The 23,184-nt window shown below is 67.6% G+C and carries 25 protein-coding genes; 12 read left to right on the top strand and 13 right to left on the bottom strand.

The genetic code is table 11. From position 1 onward, the window contains the following. Positions 1 to 5: 5 nt before the first annotated feature. The 10 genes from ACE5C1_RS07820 to ACE5C1_RS07775 all read right to left on the bottom strand — a co-directional run bounded on the left by ACE5C1_RS07820 (position 6) and on the right by ACE5C1_RS07775 (position 7,168). The gene (locus tag ACE5C1_RS07820) at positions 6 to 806 is read right to left on the bottom strand and encodes a DUF3445 domain-containing protein (protein ID WP_374943501.1); all 801 of its coding nucleotides are present in this window, start codon (positions 804 to 806) and stop codon (positions 6 to 8) included. After that, on the bottom strand, positions 803 to 3,007 hold the full coding sequence (gene scpA, locus ACE5C1_RS07815) for a methylmalonyl-CoA mutase (RefSeq protein ID WP_374943536.1): 2,205 nt from the start codon (positions 3,005 to 3,007) through the stop codon (positions 803 to 805). Before scpA ends, ACE5C1_RS07820 begins: the two co-directional genes overlap by 4 nt. Next, positions 3,007 to 3,786, bottom strand: coding sequence for an enoyl-CoA hydratase-related protein (locus tag ACE5C1_RS07810; protein WP_374943500.1), 780 nt, complete (start codon positions 3,784 to 3,786; stop codon positions 3,007 to 3,009). Before ACE5C1_RS07810 ends, scpA begins: the two co-directional genes overlap by 1 nt. Continuing rightward, on the bottom strand, positions 3,783 to 4,067 hold the full coding sequence (locus ACE5C1_RS07805) for a type II toxin-antitoxin system RelE/ParE family toxin (protein WP_374943499.1): 285 nt from the start codon (positions 4,065 to 4,067) through the stop codon (positions 3,783 to 3,785). Before ACE5C1_RS07805 ends, ACE5C1_RS07810 begins: the two co-directional genes overlap by 4 nt. Beyond that, positions 4,064 to 4,339 (bottom strand): hypothetical protein, encoded by a 276-nt coding sequence (locus tag ACE5C1_RS07800; RefSeq protein WP_374943498.1) that lies wholly within the window; start codon positions 4,337 to 4,339, stop codon positions 4,064 to 4,066. Before ACE5C1_RS07800 ends, ACE5C1_RS07805 begins: the two co-directional genes overlap by 4 nt. A 32-nt stretch (positions 4,340 to 4,371) precedes the next feature. Beyond that, a complete protein-coding gene (gene mce / locus ACE5C1_RS07795; RefSeq protein WP_374943497.1) occupies positions 4,372 to 4,794 on the bottom strand; it encodes a methylmalonyl-CoA epimerase in 423 nt (140 codons plus the stop codon). Beyond that, positions 4,791 to 5,006: a hypothetical protein gene (locus tag ACE5C1_RS07790; protein ID WP_374943496.1), complete on the bottom strand. Its 216-nt coding sequence runs from the start codon at positions 5,004 to 5,006 to the stop codon at positions 4,791 to 4,793. The genes mce and ACE5C1_RS07790 overlap by 4 nt, the downstream gene beginning before the upstream one ends. Next, positions 5,003 to 5,296: a hypothetical protein gene (locus ACE5C1_RS07785; protein WP_374943495.1), complete on the bottom strand. Its 294-nt coding sequence runs from the start codon at positions 5,294 to 5,296 to the stop codon at positions 5,003 to 5,005. Before ACE5C1_RS07785 ends, ACE5C1_RS07790 begins: the two co-directional genes overlap by 4 nt. A gap of 103 nt (positions 5,297 to 5,399) precedes the next feature. Beyond that, positions 5,400 to 5,603 carry a hypothetical protein gene (locus tag ACE5C1_RS07780; RefSeq protein WP_374943494.1) on the bottom strand — a complete coding sequence of 68 codons (204 nt, stop codon included), beginning with the start codon at positions 5,601 to 5,603 and terminating at the stop codon, positions 5,400 to 5,402. Between the two features lie 38 nt (positions 5,604 to 5,641). Next, complete coding sequence (locus ACE5C1_RS07775; RefSeq protein ID WP_374943493.1) at positions 5,642 to 7,168, bottom strand: acyl-CoA carboxylase subunit beta; 1,527 nt, start codon at positions 7,166 to 7,168, stop codon at positions 5,642 to 5,644. Positions 7,169 to 7,275: 107 nt separating this feature from the next. Between ACE5C1_RS07775 and ACE5C1_RS07770 the strand changes: the two genes are divergently transcribed. The 3 genes from ACE5C1_RS07770 to ACE5C1_RS07760 all read left to right on the top strand — a co-directional run bounded on the left by ACE5C1_RS07770 (position 7,276) and on the right by ACE5C1_RS07760 (position 11,788). Beyond that, positions 7,276 to 8,670 carry a short-chain fatty acyl-CoA regulator family protein gene (locus ACE5C1_RS07770; RefSeq protein WP_374943492.1) on the top strand — a complete coding sequence of 465 codons (1,395 nt, stop codon included), beginning with the start codon at positions 7,276 to 7,278 and terminating at the stop codon, positions 8,668 to 8,670. A 235-nt stretch (positions 8,671 to 8,905) separates the two neighbouring features. After that, positions 8,906 to 10,837: an acetate--CoA ligase gene (acs, locus tag ACE5C1_RS07765; protein ID WP_374943491.1), complete on the top strand. Its 1,932-nt coding sequence runs from the start codon at positions 8,906 to 8,908 to the stop codon at positions 10,835 to 10,837. Continuing rightward, positions 10,838 to 11,788, top strand: a complete 951-nt coding sequence (locus ACE5C1_RS07760) for an NAD(P)H-dependent glycerol-3-phosphate dehydrogenase (protein WP_374943490.1) — start codon at positions 10,838 to 10,840, stop codon at positions 11,786 to 11,788. An 85-nt stretch (positions 11,789 to 11,873) separates the two neighbouring features. Here ACE5C1_RS07760 and ACE5C1_RS07755 read toward each other — a convergent pair whose 3' ends face one another. Beyond that, positions 11,874 to 12,110: a hypothetical protein gene (locus ACE5C1_RS07755; RefSeq protein ID WP_374943489.1), complete on the bottom strand. Its 237-nt coding sequence runs from the start codon at positions 12,108 to 12,110 to the stop codon at positions 11,874 to 11,876. A gap of 6 nt (positions 12,111 to 12,116) precedes the next feature. Then, positions 12,117 to 14,999: a M16 family metallopeptidase gene (locus ACE5C1_RS07750; protein WP_374943535.1), complete on the bottom strand. Its 2,883-nt coding sequence runs from the start codon at positions 14,997 to 14,999 to the stop codon at positions 12,117 to 12,119. Positions 15,000 to 15,204: 205 nt separating this feature from the next. On the opposite strand from ACE5C1_RS07750, the gene ACE5C1_RS07745 reads away from it, so the two are divergent. From ACE5C1_RS07745 to ACE5C1_RS07705, 9 genes are all read left to right on the top strand, one after another. Beyond that, a complete protein-coding gene (locus ACE5C1_RS07745) occupies positions 15,205 to 15,969 on the top strand; it encodes an aspartyl/asparaginyl beta-hydroxylase domain-containing protein (RefSeq protein ID WP_374943488.1) in 765 nt (254 codons plus the stop codon). Positions 15,970 to 16,007: 38 nt separating this feature from the next. Continuing rightward, positions 16,008 to 16,583, top strand: coding sequence for a NifU family protein (locus ACE5C1_RS07740; protein ID WP_374943487.1), 576 nt, complete (start codon positions 16,008 to 16,010; stop codon positions 16,581 to 16,583). Further along, entirely contained in the window at positions 16,580 to 17,167 is a 588-nt protein-coding gene (locus tag ACE5C1_RS07735) for a malonic semialdehyde reductase (protein WP_374943486.1), read from the top strand. The genes ACE5C1_RS07740 and ACE5C1_RS07735 overlap by 4 nt, the downstream gene beginning before the upstream one ends. An 81-nt stretch (positions 17,168 to 17,248) precedes the next feature. Further along, positions 17,249 to 17,902, top strand: coding sequence for a tRNA (adenosine(37)-N6)-threonylcarbamoyltransferase complex dimerization subunit type 1 TsaB (gene tsaB, locus ACE5C1_RS07730; protein WP_374943485.1), 654 nt, complete (start codon positions 17,249 to 17,251; stop codon positions 17,900 to 17,902). Continuing rightward, complete coding sequence (locus tag ACE5C1_RS07725) at positions 17,902 to 18,372, top strand: GNAT family N-acetyltransferase (protein WP_374943484.1); 471 nt, start codon at positions 17,902 to 17,904, stop codon at positions 18,370 to 18,372. The genes tsaB and ACE5C1_RS07725 overlap by 1 nt, the downstream gene beginning before the upstream one ends. A 161-nt stretch (positions 18,373 to 18,533) precedes the next feature. Further along, positions 18,534 to 18,956: a Fur family transcriptional regulator gene (locus ACE5C1_RS07720; RefSeq protein ID WP_374943483.1), complete on the top strand. Its 423-nt coding sequence runs from the start codon at positions 18,534 to 18,536 to the stop codon at positions 18,954 to 18,956. Then, complete coding sequence (locus tag ACE5C1_RS07715; RefSeq protein ID WP_374943482.1) at positions 18,953 to 19,684, top strand: lysophospholipid acyltransferase family protein; 732 nt, start codon at positions 18,953 to 18,955, stop codon at positions 19,682 to 19,684. The genes ACE5C1_RS07720 and ACE5C1_RS07715 overlap by 4 nt, the downstream gene beginning before the upstream one ends. A gap of 32 nt (positions 19,685 to 19,716) precedes the next feature. Further along, a complete protein-coding gene (gene miaB, locus ACE5C1_RS07710; RefSeq protein ID WP_374943481.1) occupies positions 19,717 to 21,048 on the top strand; it encodes a tRNA (N6-isopentenyl adenosine(37)-C2)-methylthiotransferase MiaB in 1,332 nt (443 codons plus the stop codon). A 176-nt stretch (positions 21,049 to 21,224) separates the two neighbouring features. Next, complete coding sequence (locus tag ACE5C1_RS07705) at positions 21,225 to 22,184, top strand: acyltransferase family protein (protein ID WP_374943480.1); 960 nt, start codon at positions 21,225 to 21,227, stop codon at positions 22,182 to 22,184. 56 nt (positions 22,185 to 22,240) lie between these two features. Here ACE5C1_RS07705 and ACE5C1_RS07700 read toward each other — a convergent pair whose 3' ends face one another. Further along, the gene (locus ACE5C1_RS07700; protein ID WP_374943479.1) at positions 22,241 to 23,128 is read right to left on the bottom strand and encodes a helix-turn-helix domain-containing protein; all 888 of its coding nucleotides are present in this window, start codon (positions 23,126 to 23,128) and stop codon (positions 22,241 to 22,243) included. Between the last annotated feature and the right edge of the window lie 56 nt (positions 23,129 to 23,184).

Below are 23,184 nucleotides of genomic sequence, written 5' to 3'. Positions count from 1 at the left end.
ATCGATCACGCCGCAATCTCCAAATCGCTCAAGTCCGCCGCATAGCCCGATAGTGCGCCCGCATAGAAGGGCGCAGCTCGTCGCCCTTGCTCGCCAGTGGATTGCGCCGCCATCCCCGCAGCGACACGGCGGACGATCGCGGTCGACAGCGTATCCAGCCGCGCCACCGCGACGCCGATGGTGAACAGCACCGCCCCCGTCCCCGGCAACCGCCGCAGCGTCTGACGCTCGCACCGCACGAAGAGCGTCCGTCCCGCATTCCCCGCATCGACATGCGCGAACCGCTCGGCGGCATCATCCTCGGGCATGTAGCGCCAGTCGCCGTTCGCCACGACGAACCAGTTCGCCCGCCCGAAGATCGGCCCCGGCGCCAGCGTGTCGAGAAAATGGTCGACCCCCGCCGCCAGCTGCTCGGCATAGCCGTGGATCGGCGCATGCACCGCGGTCAGCGGCAATCCCATCTTGTCCTCGATTCGCCAGTCGGTGGGAAACGCCACCGCCGCCGCGGTCAGCACATACGCGTCCTCACGACGTTCGAGGATACACAGATCCTCCCAGATCGCGCGCGCCGCTTCGCCCAGCCCGCCGTCGACACCCACCATTGCCGCGGCCTCGCGAGCAGCCGCCGCCGCGCTCGGCAGCACCTGAACCGCCCCGGGATGCCGGTCGAACGCCGCCACCCGCGCAGCGCGATCGAAGTCCGGTCGCAGCCATCCCGCCTCGGCCACCCGAGTCAGCCCCATCCTGAGCGCGGTCCCGCTCCGCCCGGCGAGCACCAGCTTCTCGACGGAAAAGCCCAAGGTCATGCGGCGTCGCTCTGCGGCGCCATGTTGTGCCCCAGCAGCCGCAACACATCCTCCGCCGCCTGGATCAGATTGGTGCCGGGTCCGAAGATCGCCTGTACCCCCGCGTCGCGCAAAGCCTGGTAATCCTGTGCGGGGATCACCCCGCCCGCGATCACCTTGATGTCGGCACGGCCTGCGTCACGCAAATGCGCGATCAGCTCGGGGATCAGCGTCTTGTGCCCCGCCGCCAGGCTCGACGCGCCGACGATGTCGACATCTTCGGCCACCGCCAAAGTCGCGACCTCGTCGGGCGTCTGGAACAGCGCGCCCGCGACGATCTCGAACCCCAGGTCGCCGAACATCGAGCTGACCAGGTTCGCGCCGCGGTCGTGCCCGTCCTGCCCCATCTTGGCGACCAGCATGCGGGGCTTGCGCCCCAGCCGCCGCTCGGTCGCCGCGACTCCGTCGGTCAGCCGGAACCAACGCGCATCGTCGGCATAGGCACCGCCGTAGATGCCCGACACCGGCGTCGGCTGCGTCCCGTAGCGCCCGAACACGTCCTCCATTGCGGAGGATATCTCGCCAAGCGAAGCCCGCGTCCTTGCGGCTTCGACCGCAAGCGCCAGCAGATTGCCGTCACCCCGCGCGCCCTCCCGCAGAGCATCCAGAGCCGCCCGGCACGCCACCTCGTCCCGCGTCGAGCGCATCCGCGCCAGCCGCGCCACCTGCGCCTCGCGTACTGCGACGTTGTCGACATCCAGAATGTCGATCGGGTCCTGCTCCGCCAACTGGTATTTGTTCACCCCGACGATCACGTCCTCGCCGCGATCGACCCGCGCCTGCCGCGCCGCCGCAGCCTCTTCGATCATCGCCTTGGGCCAGCCCGCGGCGACCGCCCTGGCCATCCCGCCTTCGCGCTCGACCCGCTCGATGATCGCCCACGCCTCGTCGACCAGGCTCTGGGTCAGGCTCTCGACGTAATAGCTGCCGCCCAGCGGATCGACGACCTTGGTGACGCCCGCTTCCTCCTGCAGCACCAATTGCGTATTCCGCGCGATCCGCGCCGAGAAGTCGGTCGGCAACGCGATCGCCTCGTCGAGCGCGTTCGTGTGGAGCGACTGCGTCCCCCCCAGCGCCGCGGCCAGCGCCTCGATCGTGGTGCGGATGACGTTGTTGTACGGATCCTGCTCCTGCAAGCTGACACCGCTCGTCTGACAATGCGTCCGCAGCATCTTGGAGCGCTCGTCCTTGGCGCCCAATTCGGTGGTTACCCGGTGCCACAACGTCCGCGCCGCGCGCAGCTTGGCGACTTCCATGAAGAAGTTCATGCCGATCGCGAAGAAGAACGACAGGCGTCCTGCGAATTTATCGATGTCCAGCCCCGCCGCCATCGCCGCGCGTGCGTACTCGCGACCGTCGGCGATGGTAAATGCAAGCTCCTGCACCTGCGTCGCGCCGGCTTCCTGCATGTGGTAGCCGCTGATCGAGATGCTGTTGAACTTGGGCATTTCGGCAGACGTGTAGGCGATGATGTCCGCGATGATCCGCATGCTCGGCTCGGGCGGGTAGATGTAGGTGTTACGGACCATGAACTCCTTGAGGATGTCGTTCTGGATCGTCCCGTCGAGCAGGTGGCGCGGCACGCCCTGTTCCTCGCCCGCGATGATGAAGAACGCCAGGATCGGGATCACCGCGCCGTTCATCGTCATGCTGACCGACATCTTGTCGAGCGGGATGCCGTCGAACAGGACCTTCATGTCCTCGACGCTGTCGATCGCGACCCCTGCCTTGCCGACGTCGCCGGTGACGCGGGGATGGTCGCTGTCGTAGCCGCGGTGGGTCGCCAGATCGAACGCGACCGACAGCCCCTTCTGCCCCGCCGCCAGGTTGCGCCGGTAGAAAGCGTTGGAGGCCTCGGCGGTCGAAAAGCCCGCATATTGCCGGATCGTCCAAGCGCGCCCGGCATACATCGACGCGCGCACGCCCCTCGTAAACGGCGCGAAGCCGGGCAGGCCAGGGTTGGCCGTCACGTCGTCCGCAGTGTAGAGCGGCTTGACGTCGATGCCCTCGGGCGTCCGCCACGTCAGGTCGGCGCCTTTGGTTTCCTTTGCGGCCGCGCGCTGCCATTCGGCGAGCACCGGGGTAGCGGTCGGCTCCGGCAGGTCGCGCGGACGCGGCGCGCTGCCTGCATCCTCGCCCATGTTGGTCTCGATCTCGGCCATCATTCGCCCCTGAATACGGGTTTGCGTTTCTGGAGAAACGCCATGCCCCCCTCCGCCGAGTCCGCACTCCCGCGCGCCGTGCGCTGGTTCTCCGCCTCGGCGGTCATCGCCCTCGCATAGTCGCTCTCATACGCCGCGTGCAGCCCGCGGCGCATCAGCCCCAGCGCCACGGTCGGCCCCGCCGCCAGCCGCTCGGCCAGCGCAAAGGCCTGCCCCTCGAGCTGCTCGTCCGACACAACGCGGTGGACCATGCCCCAGTCGTGCGCCTTTGCCGCGGTCACGCGCTCGCCCAGCATCATCATCTCGGTCGCGCGCGCCTTGCCGATCAACCGGGGCAACATCCACGACGCGCCGCCATCGGGCACCAGCCCGATATTGACGAACGCCTGGAGGAAATAGGCGGTGTCCGACGCGACGCAGAAATCCGCCGCCAGCGCCAGGCTGCACCCGATTCCCGCCGCAGGCCCACGCACCGCGCTGACCACCGGCACGCCGAGATTTGCGATGGCGAGCAGCGCCGGATTGTAGCTCTTCGTCAACGCCGCATAGGTCGCCTCCCCCGGGTTCTCCGCCCCCAGCGCCCCGCCCGCGACATCCGCCCCCGAACAGAAAGCCCGTCCCGCTCCCGCGACCAGCACCGCCCGCGCGCCGCCAAGCGTGCCGAGCGCCGCGGTGATCTCCGCGAACATGGCGGGCGGCGCGGCGTTGAGCCGGTCGGGCCGGTTGAGCGTGACGACGAGCACGTCGCCGCGGCGTTCGGTCAGGATGTGTTCGGTCATGGTCCCTCACGGTTCTGCCGCGTGCTCCGGACGCGAAGGATGCGGATAGCGTTCTCTTCTTCGGCGATGCGGTAGACGACCCGAAGCTGGATTTCGGGAATCGACAACTCCCGCCTGCCCCTTGCAACTGGATGCCCTTGGCTGGGCACGCCGAGTAGCGAGTTCACCCGTTGCCGGAGTCTCGCCTCGACCTTGTCCGCTCTAACGACGGAATGCTCGGCCAGGAACATCCAGATGCTGTGCCGGTCGGCTTCGGCGACCGGCGTCCAGACGACCTTCAACGCTCGAAATAGCCGGTCGGCGGCGCAATGCCCTTTTCCGCGAACCAGCGCCGCTTCATCTCCTTCGACCGTGCGACGACTTCCTCCTGGGAGTACCATTCACCGCGATCGATCTGCCGCTCGGCTTCCTCGATCCCGGCCAAGAACTCGGGATCAGCCCACATGCGCGCGCTCTCCGCTTCCTCTTGGAGGGACCAGATCTGCTCGCCATTCTCATCGAGCGGGCCGTCATCGTCGTCGGCAACGGGCGGCGGCTGAAGCGGCTTGTTCATGGGGCGATTCTACTCCTTTCGTCGGGCAAACGCTACGCGTGCGACCCGCGCGGCGTTTCCATCAACTCGACAAGCACCCCGCCGAAATCCTTCGGGTGGACGAAAACGATCGGTGTCCCATGCGCGCCGATCCGAGGGCTCCCGAGCACCGTCGCGCCCTTGGCCGTCAACTCGGCAACCGCGGCGTGGATGTCGGGCACCTCGAAACACACATGATGCTGCCCCCCCGCCGGGTTCTTCCGCAGGAACCCCGCGATCGGCGAGGTGTCATCATACGGCTCGATCAACTCGATCTGCGTATTGGGCGCATCGACGAAGCAAACCTTAACCCCTTGCGAGGGCAAGTCGAACGGCTCGCCGATCGCGTCGGCACCCAGCAGCGTGCGATACGTCTCGACCGACCGCGCGATTGATGGCGTGGCCACGCCAACATGGTTGAGGCGGCCCAGGGTCATAGTCCAATCTCCGGCACGTCACCGCCGCCGCCGACGACACGCCCCAGAAAGCCTTCGATACGACTGACACGATCGCGCAGGTTGGCATGGCTGGCGGCGAGATCGCGCATCGATCCGCCAAGCTCCTTCAGATCCTGACGTAGATCGGCCATCTGCTGTCGATACGTGAAAACGGCTTTGAGCGTGTCGAGGGTACGATCGGTCGCGCTCATGGCTTCAAATTATCCCCTTTGAGAGCTTCGTCGATCGCTGCCCTGGCCTCGGCGATCATGGTGCGCATGGCGGCAACATCGTCGATCATGGCATGGATTGCGGCTTCGGCCTCGGGCAGCAACACTTCGAGTTCACGCTCGATCTCGCTCTCGACAGGGGACGGGGCGATATAGCTGGCAGTTGCTTCCCGAACGACGTGGCCTACCGACCGGCCTTGCGCGTTGGCAAATGCGTCGAGCGCCGCCTTGTGGTCGGGGGTGGTCAGAAACGTCACGCGTTCGGTCTGCATCGCAGGACTCCTTCACATGACATGATAATGTGAAGGTTGTCCGCGCGCAATCGTTGTATCGTAGAGCGGGCTGCGATGTGGACACGGCGGATGCGGTGGACGGTCAACGCGCGTCTCCAGGCGCAAACTTTTTGGGATGACAAGCCCAATCGATCACGAGCCGCCCCGAAATCAAGATCATGAACAGGTAGAGCGCAAGGAGCATCCAGTATGCGGCGCTGCGACGGGGGTGGATACGGGGCGGGCCGCGCCCGAACGAGGTTTCGGCGTTGATCAGCGCCGAACCGATCTTGATTGCGAAGAACATGACGAAAACCGCAAATAAGAGCGCAGGCCACGACGCGCTCATAATGGAATATTGTCATGCTTCTTCCACGGGTTCTCCAGCACCTTCCCCCGCAGCTTGCGTAACCCCAGCGCAATTCGCCGCCGGGTCGAATGCGGCTGGATCACCTCGTCGATGAAGCCCTTGCTCGCCGCGACGAACGGATTGGCGAAGCGCGCCTCATACTCCGCGGTGCGCTCGGCGATCTCTTCGGGCGTGCGACCGCGAAAGATGATCTCCACCGCGCCTTTCGCGCCCATCACCGCGATTTCCGCGGTCGGCCAGGCAAAATTCAAGTCACCGCGCAGGTGCTTCGACGCCATCACATCGTACGCCCCGCCATACGCCTTGCGGGTGATGACCGTGATCTTGGGCACCGTCGCCTCGGCATAGGCGAACAGCAGTTTCGCGCCATGCTTGATGATGCCGGCATGCTCCTGCGCGACGCCGGGAAGGAACCCCGGCACGTCGACGAAGGTCACGATCGGAATGTCGAACGCGTCGCAGAAGCGCACGAACCGCGCCGCCTTCTTTGATGAATTGATGTCGAGCACGCCGGCCAGGACCATCGGCTGGTTGGCGACGAAGCCTACGGTCCGCCCCTCGACCCGCCCGAAGCCGGTGATGATGTTGGCAGCATGCGCAGGCTGGGTTTCGAAGAAGTCGCCCTCGTCGACGACTTTGCGGATCAACTCGTGCATGTCGTACGGCTGGGCGGGTGAAGCCGGGATCAGCGTGTCGAGCGACTCCTCGCGCCGGTCCCACTGATCGGACGTCGGCCGCTCGGGCACGCTCTCGCGGTTCGACAGCGGCAGGAAGTCGATGAAGTCGCGTGCCGCGAGCAGCGCTTCGATGTCGTTCTCGAACGCATTGTCCGCGACGCTGGTCTTGGTCGTATGCGTCACTGCGCCGCCGAGCGCCTCCTGCGTCACCACCTCGTTGGTCACCGTCTTCACCACGTCGGGGCCGGTGACGAACATGTAGCTCGAATCCTTCACCATGAAGATGAAGTCGGTCATCGCCGGGCTGTACACCGCGCCCCCCGCGCACGGCCCCATGATGAGCGATAATTGCGGCACCACGCCCGACGCCAGCACGTTGCGCTGGAACACCTCGGCATAGCCGCCGAGCGACGCCACCCCCTCCTGAATGCGCGCGCCGCCGCTGTCGTTCAGCCCGATCACCGGTGCGCCGACCTTCAGCGCCATGTCCATGATCTTGCAGATCTTCTGCGCATGCCGTTCGCTGAGCGATCCGCCGAACACCGTGAAATCCTGCGAAAAGACGAACACCAGCCGTCCGTTGATCGTGCCGCTGCCGGTGACCACTCCGTCGCCGGGAAACACCTGGTCCTGCATGCCGAAATCGACGCAATTGTGCTCGACGAACATGTCGAGCTCCTCGAACGATTCTTCGTCGAGCAGCACGTCCAGCCGCTCGCGCGCGGTCAGCTTGCCCTTGGCGTGTTGGGCGGCGACCCTTTTATCACCGCCCCCCGCTCTGGCCGCTGCCCGCTTCGCCTCCAGCATTGCGATGGTCGACGACATTTCGGCACTCCTCCCACGGGCTGCTCCGCCTTGCCAAGCGATGTGCGTCCACGCAAATGCGAAGTTGCGAAATTGCAAACTCCCCGTTTGCGAACTATCCGTAGCCGATGGCCCGCTCCCGCCTTTACGTCGGCGAACAACTCCGCGCCGCACGCCGCGATGCCGGTCTCAACCAGCGCACGTTCGCCGAGCGGCTCGGCATCTCGGTCAGCTACCTGTCGCAGCTGGAAAGCGGCGAGCGCCCGCTCACGCCCGCCGTTGCCGCCGCGCTCGGCCGTCGTCATCCGACCGCGCTCGCGGTGATGCAGGGCATGGCCCCGGCACAGCGCCTCGCCGCGCTCGCCGAAGCCCTCGCCGACCCGGCGCTGCCGCCGGTGCCGCCCCATGACGTCCTCGCCAAGCTGGCCGAGGAACGCCCCGAGATCGCCGACCGCATCGTCGCGCTCCACGCCGCCAAGCGTGCTGCCGAGGAGCGCTCCGGCATCGCGGAGGAGACGATGACTGCGGGCAACGCCGCGCGCCTGCCCTGGGAAGCGGTGCGCGACTGGTTCCATGATGCGGGCAATTACGTCGATCCGCTCGACCGTGCCGCCGAACAATTGGCTGTTGCGCTTGCGACCGGTGCGGCAAAGGCCGGGGTCGACGATGCGCTCGTCGCCGCACTCGCCGGCGAAGGCATTTCCCTGCGCGACGACCCCGACGAGGATGCCCCTCTCGCCCGTTTCGATGCCCGTACCCTGACGCTCAACGCCACGCTGCCGCCCGAGAGCCGCCGCTTCCAGCTCGCGCATCGCCTCGCTGCGATCACGTTTGCCGATATCATCGCCGCGGTGGTCGAAGCCGCCCCCTTGCCCGATATCGAAGCCCGCCGTCTGCTGCGCATCGGCCTCGCCAATTACGCCGCAGGCGCGCTGGTGATGCCGTACGAACACTTCCGCACGGTGGCGCGCAGCGTCCGCCACGATATCGACCGCCTCTCGCGCCGCTTCGGGGTCAGCTTCGAACAGGCCTGCCACCGCCTCTCCACCCTCCAGCGCCCGGGTGCCGAGGGCATCCCCTTCTACTTCTGCCGCGTCGACATGGCCGGCAACATTACCAAGCGCCACTCCGCCACCCGCATGCAGTTCGCGCGCTTCGGCGGCGCCTGCCCGCTGTGGGTGGTGCACGAAGCGGTCGCGATCCCCGACCGCATCCTCGTCCAGCATTCGGAGACTCCCGACGGCGTCCGCTACGTCTCGATGGCCAAGGGCCTGGTCAAATCCTCCGGCAGCTTTCACCGCCGCCCGCGCCGTTACGCCGTGCTCCTGGGCTGCGAAGCCGCGCACGCCGCCGATTTCGTCTACGCCGACGCGATCGACCGCGCGGCCAGGCCGGTCGGCATCGGCCCGTCGTGCCGCCTGTGCCCCCGCCCCGACTGCGACCAGCGCGCCTTTCCGCCAGCGGACCGCGCCATCGCGGTCGAGGCGGATGTCAGGCGAGTGGTGCCGTACCGGATCGTGTAGCGGAGATCGAGAAGGCCGGGGCGACACAAGGCTGTCCTACACGCCGCAACTGTGCATCATGCCCTCATGCACTTGCGCGCTCTTGCCGAATGATCGCCAAAACGGAAACGATCGGCGCCGATCATCACGCGTTCACGTGTCAACGAGTGTCAACGCCGGCTAAAATGAGGCATGTCTCATCCCCTTGCGTTCGGCTACCAATCGCGGGCAAAGCACGCGCGACAGGAGAGCGCCGATGACCGACATCTACCCCGTTCCCGCCGCATGGGCCGCGAACGCCCGCATCGACGCCAACGGCTATGACGCGATGTACGCCGCTTCGCGAGACGATGCCGACGCCTTCTGGCTCGATCAGGCCAAGCGCCTCGACTGGATCGCGCCGCCGACCCAGGCCGGCGACTGGTCTTTCGACGCGAACGACTTCCACGTCCGCTGGTTCGCCGACGGCCGGCTCAATGCCAGCGTCAACTGCCTCGATCGCCATCTGGCGACACGCGGCGATGCGCTCGCACTGATCTGGGAACCCGACGACCCCGCCGAGGAACCTCGTCGCTTCACCTATCGCGAACTCCACGCCGAGGTCTGCCGCTTCGCCAATGTCCTGAAGTGCCAAGGTGTTGCCAAGGGCGACCGCGTCACGATCTACCTGCCGATGATCCCCGAAGCCGCCTTCGCGGTCCTCGCCTGCGCGCGGATCGGCGCGATCCACTCGGTGGTGTTCGGCGGCTTCTCTCCCGAAGCGCTCGCGGGGCGGATCGAGGATTGCGGGTCGCGCATCGTCGTCACCGCCGACGAAGGCCGCCGCGGCGGCAAGCGCGTGCCGCTCAAGGCCAATGTCGATGCCGCCGCGGAGCGCGCGCCCACCCTCGAACGCGTCATCGTGGTGCAGGCGACCGGCGCCGACGTGCCGATGGGCGACCGCGACCGTTGGTACCACGATGCCGCCGCGGACGTCGCCATCGACTGCCCACCCGTGACCGTCGGTGCCGAGGACCCGCTGTTCATTCTCTATACCAGCGGGTCGACCGGCAAGCCCAAGGGCGTCCTTCACACCACTGCGGGCTATCTGCTCTGGGCAAGCTACACCCATGCGCTCTGCTTCGATTACCGCCCCGGCGACATCTGGTGGTGCGCCGCCGATATCGGCTGGGTGACCGGGCACAGCTACATCCTCTACGGCCCGCTCGCCAACGGCGCGACGACGCTGATGTTCGAAGGGTTGCCGTCATGGCCGACCCCGAGCCGCATCTGGGAGATCGTCGACCGCCACAGTGTCCACACTCTCTTCACCGCCCCCACCGCCTTGCGCGCGCTGATGAAGGAAGGCGACGATTTCGTCACCGCCACCGACCGCTCGTCACTCAAGCTGCTGGGCACCGTCGGCGAGCCGATCAACCCGGAGGCGTGGCGCTGGTATCACGACGTCGTCGGCGAAGGACGGTGCCCCATCGTCGACACCTGGTGGCAGACCGAGACCGGCGCGGCGATGATCGCCCCCTTGCCCGGCGCGACCGACCTCAAGCCCGGATCGGCGACCAAGCCGCTTCCGGGCGTGTTCCCCGAACTCGTCGACGAGAAAGGCGCGATCCTCGAAGGCGCGGCGGAAGGCAACCTCGTCATCACCCGCAGCTGGCCCGGCCAGATGCGCACCGTCTGGGGCGATCACGACCGCTTCTTCCAAACCTATTTCACCACCTATCCCGGCACCTATTTCACCGGCGACGGCTGCCGCCGCGACGCCGACGGCTATTACTGGATCACCGGCCGGGTCGACGACGTCATCAACGTCAGCGGCCACCGCATGGGCACCGCCGAGGTCGAGAGCGCGCTCGTCCTCCACCGCCATGTCGCCGAGGCCGCGGTCGTCGGCATGCCGCACGACGTCAAGGGTCAGGGCATCTACGCCTATGTCACGCTCAACGCCGGCATCGCATGGAGCGAGCAGCTGGCCAACGAGCTGAAGGACTGGGTTCGCCGCGAAATCGGACCCATCGCCACCCCCGACGCGCTCCAGCACGCGCCGGGGCTACCCAAGACACGCAGCGGCAAGATCATGCGCCGCATCCTGCGCAAGATCGCCGAAGGCGACACCGCCGCGCTGGGCGACACCTCGACGCTCGCCGATCCGGCGGTCGTCGACGACCTCGTCAAGAACCGGATCGCCTAGGTGGCACGTGTCGCCATGCTCGGCGCGGGCGCGTTCGGCACCGCGGTCGGCGCCGTACTCTCGCGCGCGGGGCACGACGTCGTCCTGCTCTGCCGCACCGCCGAACAAGCCGACGCGATCCGGTCCACCAACCAGAACGCGCGCTACTTTCCCGGCCAGCACTTGCCCCCCGGCATGCGCGTCAGCACCGCCTTCGCCGACGTGGCGGACGCCGACGCGCTGTTCCTCGCCTTCCCCGCGCGCGTCATGGACGACTATGCGGCAACGATCGCGCAGGCACACCCGCAAGCGCTCGTCGTCAATCTCGTGAAGGGGCTGCATGCCGAGCACTTCACCTTCGCCGAACTGTTCCGCCAGGTTGCGCCGCAGGTCCGCTACACCGCGCTAAAGGGCCCAACGTTCGCGCGTCCGCTGTTCCTGGGCGAATGGTCGGGCCTCAGCTGCGGCGGCTCGCCGTCCTGCGCCGATGCGGTGATCGACCTGTTCCACAACGCGCCGATCGTCTTCGACCGGACCGATTCCGCCGACGCGATCGACATCGCGAGCGCGCTCAAGAACGTCTACGCCATTGCGCTGGGCCTCGTCGGCTCGACCGGTCCGTCCGAAAACACGATCTACATGGCCGCGACTTTGGTCATCCGCGAATTGCGGACGATCCTGCTCGGCCTCGGCTACGACGAAGGCGTCGTCACCAGTTTCGCCGGCATCGGCGACACGCTCCTGACCGGCCTGTGCGACACCAGCCGCAACCGCACGCTCGGACTGATGATCGGCAAGGGCATCCCGCTCGACACCACCCGCTCCGATTTCCTGGCCGAAGGCGTTCGCGCGGTCGCGGCGATCGAGGCGCATCTGGCCGGCATCCACACCCCCCTGCTGCACACCGTGGCGGACGTACTGGCGGCGCGCAAACCGCCAACCGCTATTTTCGAGACCTTTGGGCTGCGTTGAGCCGCTTGGCCGTAATCACGGCGCTCAAACCTATAACGATGCCCAGGATGCCCGGCAGGTACTCAGCGAAATCAGGCCAGTGCATTCAGCTTTCCTTCCGCATCACGCCTAGAAATTCCCAGGCACCCCACCATAACAGAACCACACCCCCGAACCAACCAACCGCGGCGACGCTCAGCGAATCATCTATATAGGTCTTGGCCGCCGCCGCCGCCAAAAGAACGCTGCCGAGACGGGCGAGTGTAGAACTCACCACTTTCGTCCGTTCGTTGAGGATGAGCTGCTCGGAGTTGACACCCGTCGCCGTGTTCGCATCGACCATCCGCCGTCACTTCCCCTCCGGCACCACCTTCAACGTCCAGTCGCGTTCCGGCCGCAGATACTTCGCCGCCGTCGCCTGCAACTGCTCCGGCGTGATCCCGCGGATGTCCTCGCCCAGCCGCTCGGTCGCCGCGATCCGGCGCGGGTCGAACGCACCGCCGGCCAGTTCGCGCAGCCAGAACTGGTTGCCGCTCGATTGGCGGATGATCGACTGGGTGTAGGGCAGCATCGTCCGCTTGAACTCGTCGGCGTCGATCGGCCTGGCCACCAGGTCCGCCGCGATCTCGCGCGCCAGGCGGAAGAACAGGTCGACATTGGCGGGCGCGACCTGCCCGATCGCGATCAGCCGCCCGCCGCTCGCCAGTCCCACCGGCCACTGGCTCTGGACGGAGGGCGTATAGCTCGCGCCCGCTTCCGAGCGCAGCCGGTCGAACAGCCGGTCGCCGAAGACCTGCGCGATCACGTCGAGCCGCCGGCTCTCGGCAACCCCGTCCGCACCGCCCCCGGTCGGCCAGGCGATCACCGCCGCCGCCTGATTGTCCGCACCCTGATGGGTCCGCACCACCGGCGCCGCCACATGCGCCGGAAAGCGCACCGGCGCCGCCCGCGCATCGGCGGCGCGCGGCTTCAATGCGCCGAAGGTCTTGGCGATCGCCGCCACCGCCTGATCGGCACCCACGTTGCCGAACACCGACACCTCGATCGGCCCCGACGCTAGCAGCGGCTGCCACAGCGCGCGGAACTGCTTGGCCGTCGTGCCCGAAATCTGCGCCCGCGTCGGCGTCACCGAGCGCGGATCGCCGTCGCGCAACAGGCCTTCCAGATCGCGCGACAGCACCCCGTCGGGCGACTGGTCGTAGCCATCATAACCCGCCAGCGCGACCGCCTTCGCCCGTGCGATCGGCGCCGCATCCCAGCCGGGCGCCGCCAGCTTGGCCGCGAGCAGCTTCAGCTGATCCTCCAGATCGGCGGGCGAGGTCAGCGCCGCCAGCACGAAGGCATCGTCGGTCACACCGAAGTCGATGCCGATCCGCCGCCCCGCGACCAATTGGTCGAGATCGCCCTGGTTCAGCGTGCCCACCCCGCTCTGCACCAGCGCCAGCGGCCCCGCCCAGGCCGCACTCGCGCGTTTGGCGGGCAGCGCATTGTAGCCGCCGCCGAAACGCACGCGGACATAGACGCGGCCCGTCTCCGACGTGCTCGGGAAAATCAGCGCACGCACGCCGTTGGAGAACGCCACCTGCTCGATATCGAGCTTGCCGTTGGGCACCCGCGACACGACCGTCCCCGGCGTGCCCAGCGCGGGCAGTTGCGCGAAGGTCACCGCATTCTGCGCCTGCCGCTTGCCCGCCAGTCCGGTGACATCGGCCTTCAGCGCCGCGGCCAGCTTGGCGGTTACCGCGGGATCGGGCGTGCGGATGTTCAGCAACGCGCGAGTCGCATCGCCCTCGAAGATCTTCTTCGTCGACGCCAGGATCGCTGCGGGCGTGAACATCCCCTTTTCGTGCGCGCTCGTCAGGATGGCATAGGATACCTCGGGCGTCGTCACCGTCTCGCGAATGTCGAGCGCCTCGCCCATGTCGTCGGCCTGCTTGGCCCCCGCCTCGACCCGCGACGTCTCGACGCTGGTGCGCAGGATCGTGTCGAAATCGGCGTATTCGCGGTCGACCTCGGCCTGGGTCGGGGCCTGCGCCATCGCGTCGGCGATCACCGCGCGGACGTCCTTCAGCGCGGGCTCCCATGCGTCGCCGACCGGCACGATGTTGACGCTGGTGACGTTGGCTGAGCGCGACACGTCGTCGATCGACACGCCCGCCTGGATGAAGCTCCCGCCGCCGCGCGCGCGCTGCTCCAGCCGCCGGGATATGAGCCGCGCCGCCAGCGTGTCGACCATCCGCTTCTGGTTGAAGATCACCGTGTCGTCGTTGAATGTCCACGGCCGGATCACCGCCATCGCGGCGAGCGGCGGCAGCCCGGGCTCGACGACGACACCCGAAACCGGCTTGGATGCATCGGGCTTGCCGAAATCGGGATCGGCCGGGTTCGCGCCGACGCCCTTCCACCCGCCGAAATTCTTGACGATCAGCCGCGCGAAGACGCCTGGGTCCATGTCGCCGGCGACGATCACCGTCGTGCGCTCGGGGCGATACCAGCGATCGTGGAACCCGCCGACGCTCGCCGCGGTCGCCGCCTCCAGCGTCTTGACCGTGCCGATCGGCGACCGCTCCGCCAGCGGCTGCCCGGCGAAGAAGGTCTGGCGTAGCGCGTCGCCGAAACGCACCTGCGGCCCCGGCTGCTCGCGCTGCTCGGCCAGCACCACCGGGCGCTCGGCGGTGATCGCGGCATCGGTGATCGCAGGTTTGGCCATCATCCCGCCGAGGATCTTCATGCTCTCGTCGAGCCCCGCCTCGGTCGCCGAGGGCAGATCGAGCTTGTAGGTGGTCGACACCGGCGTCGTCTGCGCATTGGAATCGGAGCCGAAGGTCGCGCCGAACCGCTGCCAGATGCGCTTGGCCTGACTGTCGGGCACGTATTCGGAGCCGCGAAACGACAGATGCTCGATGAAATGCGCAAAACCGCGCTCGTCGTCGCGCTCGTTCAGCGATCCCGCGTCGATCCGCACCCGCACCGCCACCTGCCCCGGCGGCACGCCGTTGCGCCGTACCGCGAAGCGCAGGCCGTTGGGCAGCGTCCCGAACTTCCACTCGGCATCGCGGCCAAGGTCGCTGCCCTTGTAGAGCCACGCCGATTGATCGACCCCCGGTATCCCCGGCAACGGCGCGTCGGCGGGGACCGCAACGGGCGCCACCTGCTGGGCGACCGTAGGGCCGACCGCGACGACGAGGGAGAGGATGAGCGAAGCGCCGAACGCGCGCGACAGGAACGCCATCGGCCCTACGTAGCGCGCCCCGGCCCTTCCCGCCACCCCGGGGCCGGCCATCATTTCGTCCCATAGCACGCGTAACCGAACTTGCGCGATCGACGGCGAGTCGGCGCATCGCGAATGCAGGGACGAGATGACGGCAGGCATCGGGCTCCGATCGGGGGCCGCACTGGACAGCGGAACAGGGCTCCGTCCGGATGTGCGAACGGACGTGCCCGAGGCCGCGCCCGAACCCGCGCGGCCGTTGCGCGCCGAGCCCGGCCGGCCGCTCGTCATCCGCGTGGGCAAGCACCTGCGCGGCGCCTTCGACCGGCTGATCGCCTCCTCCTCGCTGGTCGCCAACGATCCCGTCCTCGACGTCCGCGACTTCGCCTGGACGCAGGGCCTGCGCGATCAATGGCACGCGATCCGCGACGAGGCGCTGGCGGTGGCGCTTCACGGCGCGCCGAGCCTCGCGACGATCTCCCCCGATCACCGCTCGATCGCGGAGGTCGGCAAATGGCGGTCGTTCGTCCTCTGGGGCTACGGCTTTCCGATATCGGACAATCTCGCGCGGTGCCCCCGGACACAGGCGGCGGTCGCGGCCGTGCCTGGGCTGAACAGCGCCTTCTTCTCGATTCTCGCACCCGGCACCCACATCCCCGAGCATCGCGGCGTCACCAAGGGGCTGATCACCTGCCATCTCGCGCTGGTCGTGCCGCGCGACGGCGACGTCCGCATGCGGGTCGGCGGCCGTGTCGTCCGCTGGGCCGAAGGCGAGACGCTGCTGTTCGACGACACCTACGACCACGAGGTCTGGAACGACACCGCGGGCACCCGCGTCGTCCTGCTGATCCAGTTCGAGCGGCCCTTGCGCAATCCCGGCAAGTGGCTCGCCGACCTGTTCCTCGGTGTCATCCGCCGCTCGGCCTTCGTCCAGGGGGCACTCGCGAACATCGACCGCTGGAATCACGGGGCCAGGCAGCACGACGTCTAACGCTTGCGCCCCACCGTCTGCCACGCCACATGGCGGGCATGCTGATCGAGACCGAACCCACGCCCAACCCGGCGACCCTGAAATTCCTTCCCGGCCAGGCCGTGATGGACTCCGGCACCCGCGACTTCGCCACGCCGGAGGAAGCCGAGGCCAGCCCGCTCGCCGAGGCGATCTTCGCGCTCGGCGACGTGACCGGCGTGTTCTTCGGCCGCGACTTCGTCTCGGTCACCGCCGCGCCCGGCATCGCCTGGTCGAGCCTCAAGCCCGACGTGCTGGCGATCCTCCACGATCATTTCGCCGCGCGCATGCCGCTGTTCCGCAGCGTCGGGACGGCGGGCTTCTCGGTCGCGCCCGACGACATGATCGCCACCGACGATCCCGCCGACGCCGACATCGTTGCGCAGATCCGCGAGCTGATCGACACTCGCGTCCGCCCTGCGGTCGCCAACGACGGCGGCGACATCGTCTATCGCGGCTTCGACAAGGGCAAGGTCTACCTCCAGCTGCAGGGCGCATGCCAGGGCTGCCCGTCATCCAGCGCGACGCTGAAACAGGGCATCGAGCAACTGCTCCGCCACTATGTTCCCGAAGTCACCGAAGTGAGGGCAGTATGAACATCGGCCAGGCCGCACTCGACCAGCTGTTTCTCAAGGCGCGGTCGTACAACGGCTACACCGACGAACCCGTCGCCGAGGCCGAGCTCCACGCGATCTGGGACGTCATGAAGATGGGCCCGACCTCCGCCAACCAGCTGCCCGCGCGAATGGTCTGGTGCGTGTCGCAGGAGTCGAAAGAAACGCTCGCCGCGGCGTGCTCGGCGCAGAACGCCCCCAAGATCATGAGTGCGCCCGTGTCGGTCGTCATCGGCATGGACACCGATTTCCACGAACATTTGCCCGATCTGTTCCCGCATGCGGACGCCAAGGCGTGGTTCGACGGCAATCGCGAGCTGCGCGAGGCGTCGGCGTTCCGCAACTCTTCGCTGCAGGGCGCCTATCTCATCATGGCCGCACGCGCGCTCGGGCTCGATACCGGGCCGATGTCGGGGTTCGATGGCGGCAAGGTCGATGCGGCGTTCTTTGCCGACACGCCGTCGGTGCGGACCAATTTCATCTCAACCCTGGGCCACGGCGATCCGGCAAGCGTCTATGCCCGCTCGCCCCGGCCCGCCTTCGAGCGCTTCAACCGCATCGCGTAGAGACTTGCGCACAGCGGATCTCTTCCCGTTGCTCCGGCCTTGAACGGGGTGACGAAGGAAGACACGAACCCAATGTCCGTCATGACATCCACGCCCACACGCACGCTCGTCATCGACACCGCGACCGCAGCCTGCTCGGTCGCGCTGATCGAGGGCGGCGCAGTCGTCGCGCGACTGCACGAGGTCGTCGAGCGCGGCCATGCGGAGCGGCTGGTGCCGATGATCGCGGACCTTCCCGGCGGCGGCCGCGCCGACGCGATCCTGGTCGATTGCGGTCCGGGCAGCTTCACGGGCCTGCGCGTCGGCATCGCCGCTGCCCGCGGGCTCGGGCTCGGCTGGGGCGTGCCGGTCCACGGCTATTCCTCGCTCGCGCTGATCGCCGCCGCAGGCTTTCGCGACTGGCGCTGCGACACGCTTGCCGTCGTGATCGAGGGCGGGCACGGTGAGGTGTTCATGCAACGCTTCGCCGCCACCCTCGACACGCTCGCGCCGCTCGTCTCGCTGAAGCCCGATGCCGCGATCGCCGCCATCGGCGCGGTCCCCGCGGTCGGCAACGGCGCCGCACGTCTTCGCGCGGCCGATCCCGCGGTCGATGCGACCGACGCGCTCCCCGACGCCGCCGACGTCATCCTGCTGCCCACGGCCCTCGTCACGCTGCCGCCACGCCCGATCTACGGCCGTGCCCCCGATGCCAAGCTGCCCCAGCGCGCGCCCGGCGCCAGGGTTACCAGCTGATGGCGACCCGCACGGTCCAGCTGCGCGCCGCGGACGCGCGCGACATCGACGCGGTCGGCCGGATTATGGCCGCCGCCTTCGATCCGAAGTTCGGCGAAGCCTGGACCCGCAGCCAGACGCTCGGCGTCCTCGCCATGCCCGGCATCCGGCTGACGCTGGCGCTGGTCGACGACACCCCCGCCGGCTTCGCGCTGGTCCGCGCGGTGCTCGACGAGGCCGAACTGCTGCTGATCGCGGTCGATCCCTCGCGCCGCCGCGCGGGCATCGGCGGCGCGCTGCTGCGTGCGATCGACGCCGATTGCAGCGCCCGCGGCGTCCGCAAGCTCCACCTGGAGGTCCGCGCGGGCAATCCCGCGATCCGGCTTTACACCGCGCACGGGCTGGCGCAGGTCGGCGAACGCCGCGGCTATTACCGCGGCAACGCGGGCCATTCGTTCGACGCGCACACCTACGCCAAGCAGCTCACCTGACGTCTCTCCGTTCGCCCTGAGCGAAGTCGAAGGGCATGGCCACGGCAAAGGTGCTTCGACTGCGCTCAGCACGAACGGAAGGGCGAACGTATTGCGAGTCGCTCGCCCTTTTCGCAACAGCGATGGCGCGCTACAGCGATGACGCAACCGGGACACCCATCATGCCGCGCAACATCGATCTCGAAGCCCTCTGCAACCAGAAGGGCCTGCGCATCACCGAGCAGCGCCGCGTGATCGCGCGCGTCCTGTCCAATGCCGACGACCATCCCGACGTCGAGAAGGTGTACGCGCGCGCCTCCGCGGTCGATCCGGGCATCTCGATCGCCACCGTCTACCGCACCGTGCGCCTGTTCGAGGAAGCCGGCATCCTCGACCGCCACGATTTTGGCGACGGCCGCGCGCGCTACGAGCCCGCCCCCGAAGCCCACCACGATCACCTCATCGACGTCGAGACCGGCAAGGTGATCGAATTCGTCGATCCCGAGCTCGAACAGCTCCAGAAGGCCATCGCCGAGAAGCTGGGCTTCCGCCTGGTCGATCACCGGATGGAGCTCTACGGCGTGGCGATCGACCGCAAGACTTGAGCGCGGTCGCGGCCGTGCGGGTCGGTATGCGCGTGGCGGCTATGGCCGCCGCGCTCCTGCTTGCACTGCCATTGCACGGCCTGTGGCGGCTGTTCCGGCTGCCCTCGCCCTGGCCACGCTTCCTGCTCGGCACCATCGGGCGTTTTGCGGGAGCGCGGCGCATCGTCGCCGGAACGCCGCTGCGCCGCGACGCCTTCTTCGTTGCCAACCACCAGAGCTGGCTCGACATCCTGGTCCTGGCCGGCGCCACCGGCACCGCTTTCATCGCCAAGCGCGAGCTGGCGAAGGTGCCGCTCATCGGCTGGCTATGCGCGCTCAACCACACCGTGTTCGTCGCGCGCGGCGACCGGATGGCGATCGGAACCCAGGTGGCGGACATCAAGGCCACGCTCGATGCGGGCTGGAGCGTCGCCATCTTCCCCGAAGGGACTACGGAAGGCGGCGCTGCTCTGCTCCCGTTCAAGGCGCCGCTGCTGTCGGCGCTCGACCCAGCGCCTCCGCGGGTGCGGGTCCAGCCGGTATGGATCGATTACGCCGCCGCCGCCGATGCCGTTTCTTGGGTCGGCGACGAACACGGGCTCGCCAACGTCCGGAAAATCTTGTCGCGCCAGGGCACGTTCGCGGTCACGCTCCACATGCTCGAACCCTTCGACCCGGCGGCAGTCGGCAACCGCAAGGCGATCGCCGCCGAAGCGCGCGCGCGGATCGAGGCGGCGATGACGGCTTAACCCACCGGTACTCACGCGCTATAGCCGCCCCGATGAAACCCGCCCCGAAAACCTTCCACGTCAAGTCGTTCGGCTGCCAGATGAACGTCTACGACGGCGAGCGCATGGCCGAGCTGATGGGCGCGCAGGGCATGGTCGCGGCCGATGCCGACAGCTCCGACCTCGTCGTCCTTAACACCTGCCACATCCGCGAGAAGGCGACCGAGAAGGTCTATTCGGACATCGGCCGGCTTCGCAAGGATCAGGGCAAGCTCGGGCGGACCCCGATGATCGCGGTCGCGGGTTGCGTGGCGCAGGCGGAAGGGGAAGAGATCGTCCGCCGTGCGAAGGTCGACGTCGTCGTCGGCCCGCAGGCTTACCACAACCTTCCCGCGCTGGTCGCCAAGGCGGCGGCGGGAACCAGCGCGCTCGACACCGATCTGCCCGCGCTGACGAAATTCGGCCACCTGCCCGCCCGCCGCCGCGTGGGGCCGAGCGCCTTCCTGACGGTGCAGGAAGGCTGCGACAAGTTCTGCACCTATTGCGTCGTTCCCTACACCCGCGGCGCCGAAGTCAGCCGCCCGTTCGCCGCCATCGTCGACGAGGCGAAGGCGCTGGTCGACGCGGGCGCGCGCGAGATCACGCTGCTCGGGCAGAATGTCAACGCCTGGGACCACGACGAAAAGGGCCTGCACGACCTCATCCGCGCGCTCGACCGCATTCCCGGCCTCGCGCGTATCCGCTACACCACCAGTCACCCCAACGACATGACCCAGGGGCTGATCGACGCGCACGCGCAGGTCGAATCGCTCATGCCCTTCCTCCATCTGCCCGTGCAGGCAGGCAGCGACCGGGTGCTGAAGGCGATGAACCGCGCGCACACCCGCGATTCGTACCTGCGTCTGATCGACCGCATCCGCGCCGCGCGCCCCGACATCGCGCTCTCGGGCGACTTCATCGTCGGCTTTCCCGGCGAAACCGACGCCCAATTCGCCGAAACGCTGAGCCTGGTCGATGCGGTCGGCTACGCGCAGGCGTTCAGCTTCAAATACAGCCCCCGCCCCGGCACCCCCGCCGCCACCCTGCCCGGTCAAATTCCCGCCGAGGTGATGGACGATCGCCTACAGCGCCTTCAGGCAGCGCTAAACCGCGACCAGCACGCCTTCAACCGCGCCAGCGTCGGTCGCACTTGCCCGGTGTTGATCGAACGATCGGGCAAGCTCCCCGGTCAGATGCTCGGCAAGTCGCCGTGGCTGCAATCGGTGCATCTCGTCACCGGTGGCCAAATCGGCGATCTCGTCGACATAACGCTGGCGACCGCCGGCCCGAAGTCGCTGTCGGGGGTGCCCACCACGGTCGCCGCACTGCAACGGACCGTCGCATAGTGTTAAACGCGGCGGCGTCGACCGAGCCTGTCGTGATCGCTCAGCCCACACCCGAACGTAGCAAGATCCAGTCGCTCGAAGGCCTTCGCGGCCTGATGGCGTGGTGGGTGGTGATCGGCCATGCCGGTTAAGCGGCGAACCAGCAATTCTATCTCATACGGCACAACATCCTCGCCGTGGATGTATTCATCATCCTGTCTGGCTTCGTCATATTCAGGCTGATCGATCTGAAGCGCGAATCCTATCTTCCCTATATCACTCGCCGGGCTTTGCGAATATTCCCGCTCTACCTCGTCGTGCTGATCGTCTCTTCCGCTCTTCTTCCCATAACGGTGCATGCTTTCGATGGATTGAAGGGCATCGGCGACATGAATGAGGGCGGCATCGTCAATGCCCGAGAGTCGATACGAAATTTTCCGTATCATTTCGTCGCGCACGCGATCCTTTTACAAGGGTTGATACCCGAGAACGTCCTGCCAAAAACCGCAGCGGCGATCGTTGGTCAGGCATGGAGCGTGTCCATGGAATGGCAATTCTACCTGATCGCGCCATTCGTGTACCTTGGTGTGACAAACCGGCGCATAGCGCCGCTGCTTGTGCTGTTCATCGCCGCCTTGTTGCTCGTCAGCAGCGGAATGAGCGTGGCGTTCCTGGGCAGAAGGCCGCAACTCTTCGGGATCGGCATAGCGTCCTACTATCTGGTCCGTGACCGTAGGGCTAACGCATCTTTTCGCGCCGTCGTGATAGCGGTGCTGTCGGCGCTCTGCGTATTCTCCGTTATCCACAACGGCGTCTCCCAGATACTGCCCCTCTCCATCTGGCTCGCTGCGTTGCTGACCATGCGGCCGACCAGCTCGCGATTTCGATCATATATCTCGCGCGCTCTGGGATCGGAAACGCTAGTATGGTTCGGTGAGCGATCTTATTCGATCTATTTGGTTCACACCATTCCACTGACGCTTTGGACGTTCATGTTCAACCGCATGAACGGCGCCGCCTGGCTATACGCGCCGACCATGATCGTCGTCACGATCGTCGGAACACTGACCCTGTCGTTCTACAGCTATCGGCTGATCGAACAGCCGGGCATTCGGTATGGCGCTCCCCTGGTCAGGCGATTTCGCGCGCACGGCTGAGATCGCGCCACCGCTCGTATAGCGCCGCTAGGTGCTAACGGCGCTACCGCCCAGGCTCATGACGCCAGCGCCAGGAACCGCCTTGGCGTCATTCCCAGGAAGCGCTTGGCATCGCGGATGAAGTGCGACGCGTCGAAATAGCCGTGCCGCGCCGCCTCGCTGTACCCGCGGTCGCTCAGCACCATCCGCTCCAGCGCGCGGACGAAGCGGCGACGGTTGAGCAGCACCTTGGGGGGATAGCCGAAATGCCGGAGCGCGCTGCGCCGCACGACATGGCTGGCGACGCCCAGTTCCACGCCCGCGGCTTCGGCGACGCAGACGACGCCTTTGTCGATGATTGCCGCCAGCCCCCGCACCAGCGCTTCGTCGGCCAGTTGCGCGCAGGTCGCGGTGGCGACCACCGCATCGATCCGGTCGGCGACGCCTTCGTCCTCCGCGCCTTGGATCGCTTCGGCCAGCGCCGCGACCAGCCGCACGTCGAGCACATCGGCGGCGGGCACCGCGCGGTCGCCAAGCGCCGCCGCCGAGCGCGCGACCAGCATCGCCCAGCCGAGCGCCGACAGTCCGATCGTCACCACCCGAGGACCCGTCGACACCAGCCGGGTGGCGCGACTGGTCGGGCCGAACAGCACCACCTGCGGCAATCCGTCGTAGCGGCGGTTGCCGATCATCGCCGACACCTGGCCCCCGGCGCAGACCACGACCAGCCGCGCCTCGCCGGGAAGGACCCACAAGGCGCGCTGGTGCTCCTCCGGTACATCGCGCGGAGCGGGCGGCGACCACGATTCGTAGCGGGTCAGCAGGTGCGCGAGCGCCGCGTCGGGCGGCTCGATCGTCGTTCGCGGCGCACGGCACGATTCCATGCCCGAGATGCGCCAGCTGCGATCCCGCCCGATCGTGACGTCCCGGGGCTGCGACAGCTCCGCCACCTGCGCATGGTACATGGGCAGCAACCTCCTCGCCCGGCGCTACGCCGGTCCGGTTCGTTCGCGCATCGCTC

Source organism: Sphingomonas sp. (assembly GCF_964263785.1).
GTDB lineage: Bacteria > Pseudomonadota > Alphaproteobacteria > Sphingomonadales > Sphingomonadaceae > Sphingomonas.
This window is presented reverse-complemented; position numbering and strand designations above follow the sequence as displayed.

What these genes read in the sequence shown, in the direction of transcription:
- ACE5C1_RS07780 (WP_374943494.1), bottom strand. Translation starts at nt 5,603, where the DNA reads ATGTTCTTCGCAATCAAGATCGGTTCGGCGCTGATCAACGCCGAAACC.
- ACE5C1_RS07750 (WP_374943535.1), bottom strand. Translation starts at nt 14,999, where the DNA reads ATGGCGTTCCTGTCGCGCGCGTTCGGCGCTTCGCTCATCCTCTCCCTC.
- ACE5C1_RS07700 (WP_374943479.1), bottom strand. Translation starts at nt 23,128, where the DNA reads ATGTACCATGCGCAGGTGGCGGAGCTGTCGCAGCCCCGGGACGTCACG.
- ACE5C1_RS07755 (WP_374943489.1), bottom strand. Translation starts at nt 12,110, where the DNA reads ATGGTCGATGCGAACACGGCGACGGGTGTCAACTCCGAGCAGCTCATC.
- tsaB (WP_374943485.1), top strand. Translation starts at nt 17,249, where the DNA reads ATGACATCCACGCCCACACGCACGCTCGTCATCGACACCGCGACCGCA.
- ACE5C1_RS07785 (WP_374943495.1), bottom strand. Translation starts at nt 5,296, where the DNA reads ATGCAGACCGAACGCGTGACGTTTCTGACCACCCCCGACCACAAGGCG.
- ACE5C1_RS07820 (WP_374943501.1), bottom strand. Translation starts at nt 806, where the DNA reads ATGACCTTGGGCTTTTCCGTCGAGAAGCTGGTGCTCGCCGGGCGGAGC.
- ACE5C1_RS07790 (WP_374943496.1), bottom strand. Translation starts at nt 5,006, where the DNA reads ATGAGCGCGACCGATCGTACCCTCGACACGCTCAAAGCCGTTTTCACG.
- miaB (WP_374943481.1), top strand. Translation starts at nt 19,717, where the DNA reads ATGAAACCCGCCCCGAAAACCTTCCACGTCAAGTCGTTCGGCTGCCAG.
- ACE5C1_RS07740 (WP_374943487.1), top strand. Translation starts at nt 16,008, where the DNA reads ATGCTGATCGAGACCGAACCCACGCCCAACCCGGCGACCCTGAAATTC.
- ACE5C1_RS07770 (WP_374943492.1), top strand. Translation starts at nt 7,276, where the DNA reads ATGGCCCGCTCCCGCCTTTACGTCGGCGAACAACTCCGCGCCGCACGC.
- ACE5C1_RS07810 (WP_374943500.1), bottom strand. Translation starts at nt 3,786, where the DNA reads ATGACCGAACACATCCTGACCGAACGCCGCGGCGACGTGCTCGTCGTC.
- ACE5C1_RS07775 (WP_374943493.1), bottom strand. Translation starts at nt 7,168, where the DNA reads ATGTCGTCGACCATCGCAATGCTGGAGGCGAAGCGGGCAGCGGCCAGA.
- scpA (WP_374943536.1), bottom strand. Translation starts at nt 3,007, where the DNA reads ATGGCCGAGATCGAGACCAACATGGGCGAGGATGCAGGCAGCGCGCCG.
- ACE5C1_RS07720 (WP_374943483.1), top strand. Translation starts at nt 18,534, where the DNA reads ATGCCGCGCAACATCGATCTCGAAGCCCTCTGCAACCAGAAGGGCCTG.
- ACE5C1_RS07725 (WP_374943484.1), top strand. Translation starts at nt 17,902, where the DNA reads ATGGCGACCCGCACGGTCCAGCTGCGCGCCGCGGACGCGCGCGACATC.
- mce (WP_374943497.1), bottom strand. Translation starts at nt 4,794, where the DNA reads ATGACCCTGGGCCGCCTCAACCATGTTGGCGTGGCCACGCCATCAATC.
- ACE5C1_RS07800 (WP_374943498.1), bottom strand. Translation starts at nt 4,339, where the DNA reads ATGAACAAGCCGCTTCAGCCGCCGCCCGTTGCCGACGACGATGACGGC.
- ACE5C1_RS07735 (WP_374943486.1), top strand. Translation starts at nt 16,580, where the DNA reads ATGAACATCGGCCAGGCCGCACTCGACCAGCTGTTTCTCAAGGCGCGG.
- acs (WP_374943491.1), top strand. Translation starts at nt 8,906, where the DNA reads ATGACCGACATCTACCCCGTTCCCGCCGCATGGGCCGCGAACGCCCGC.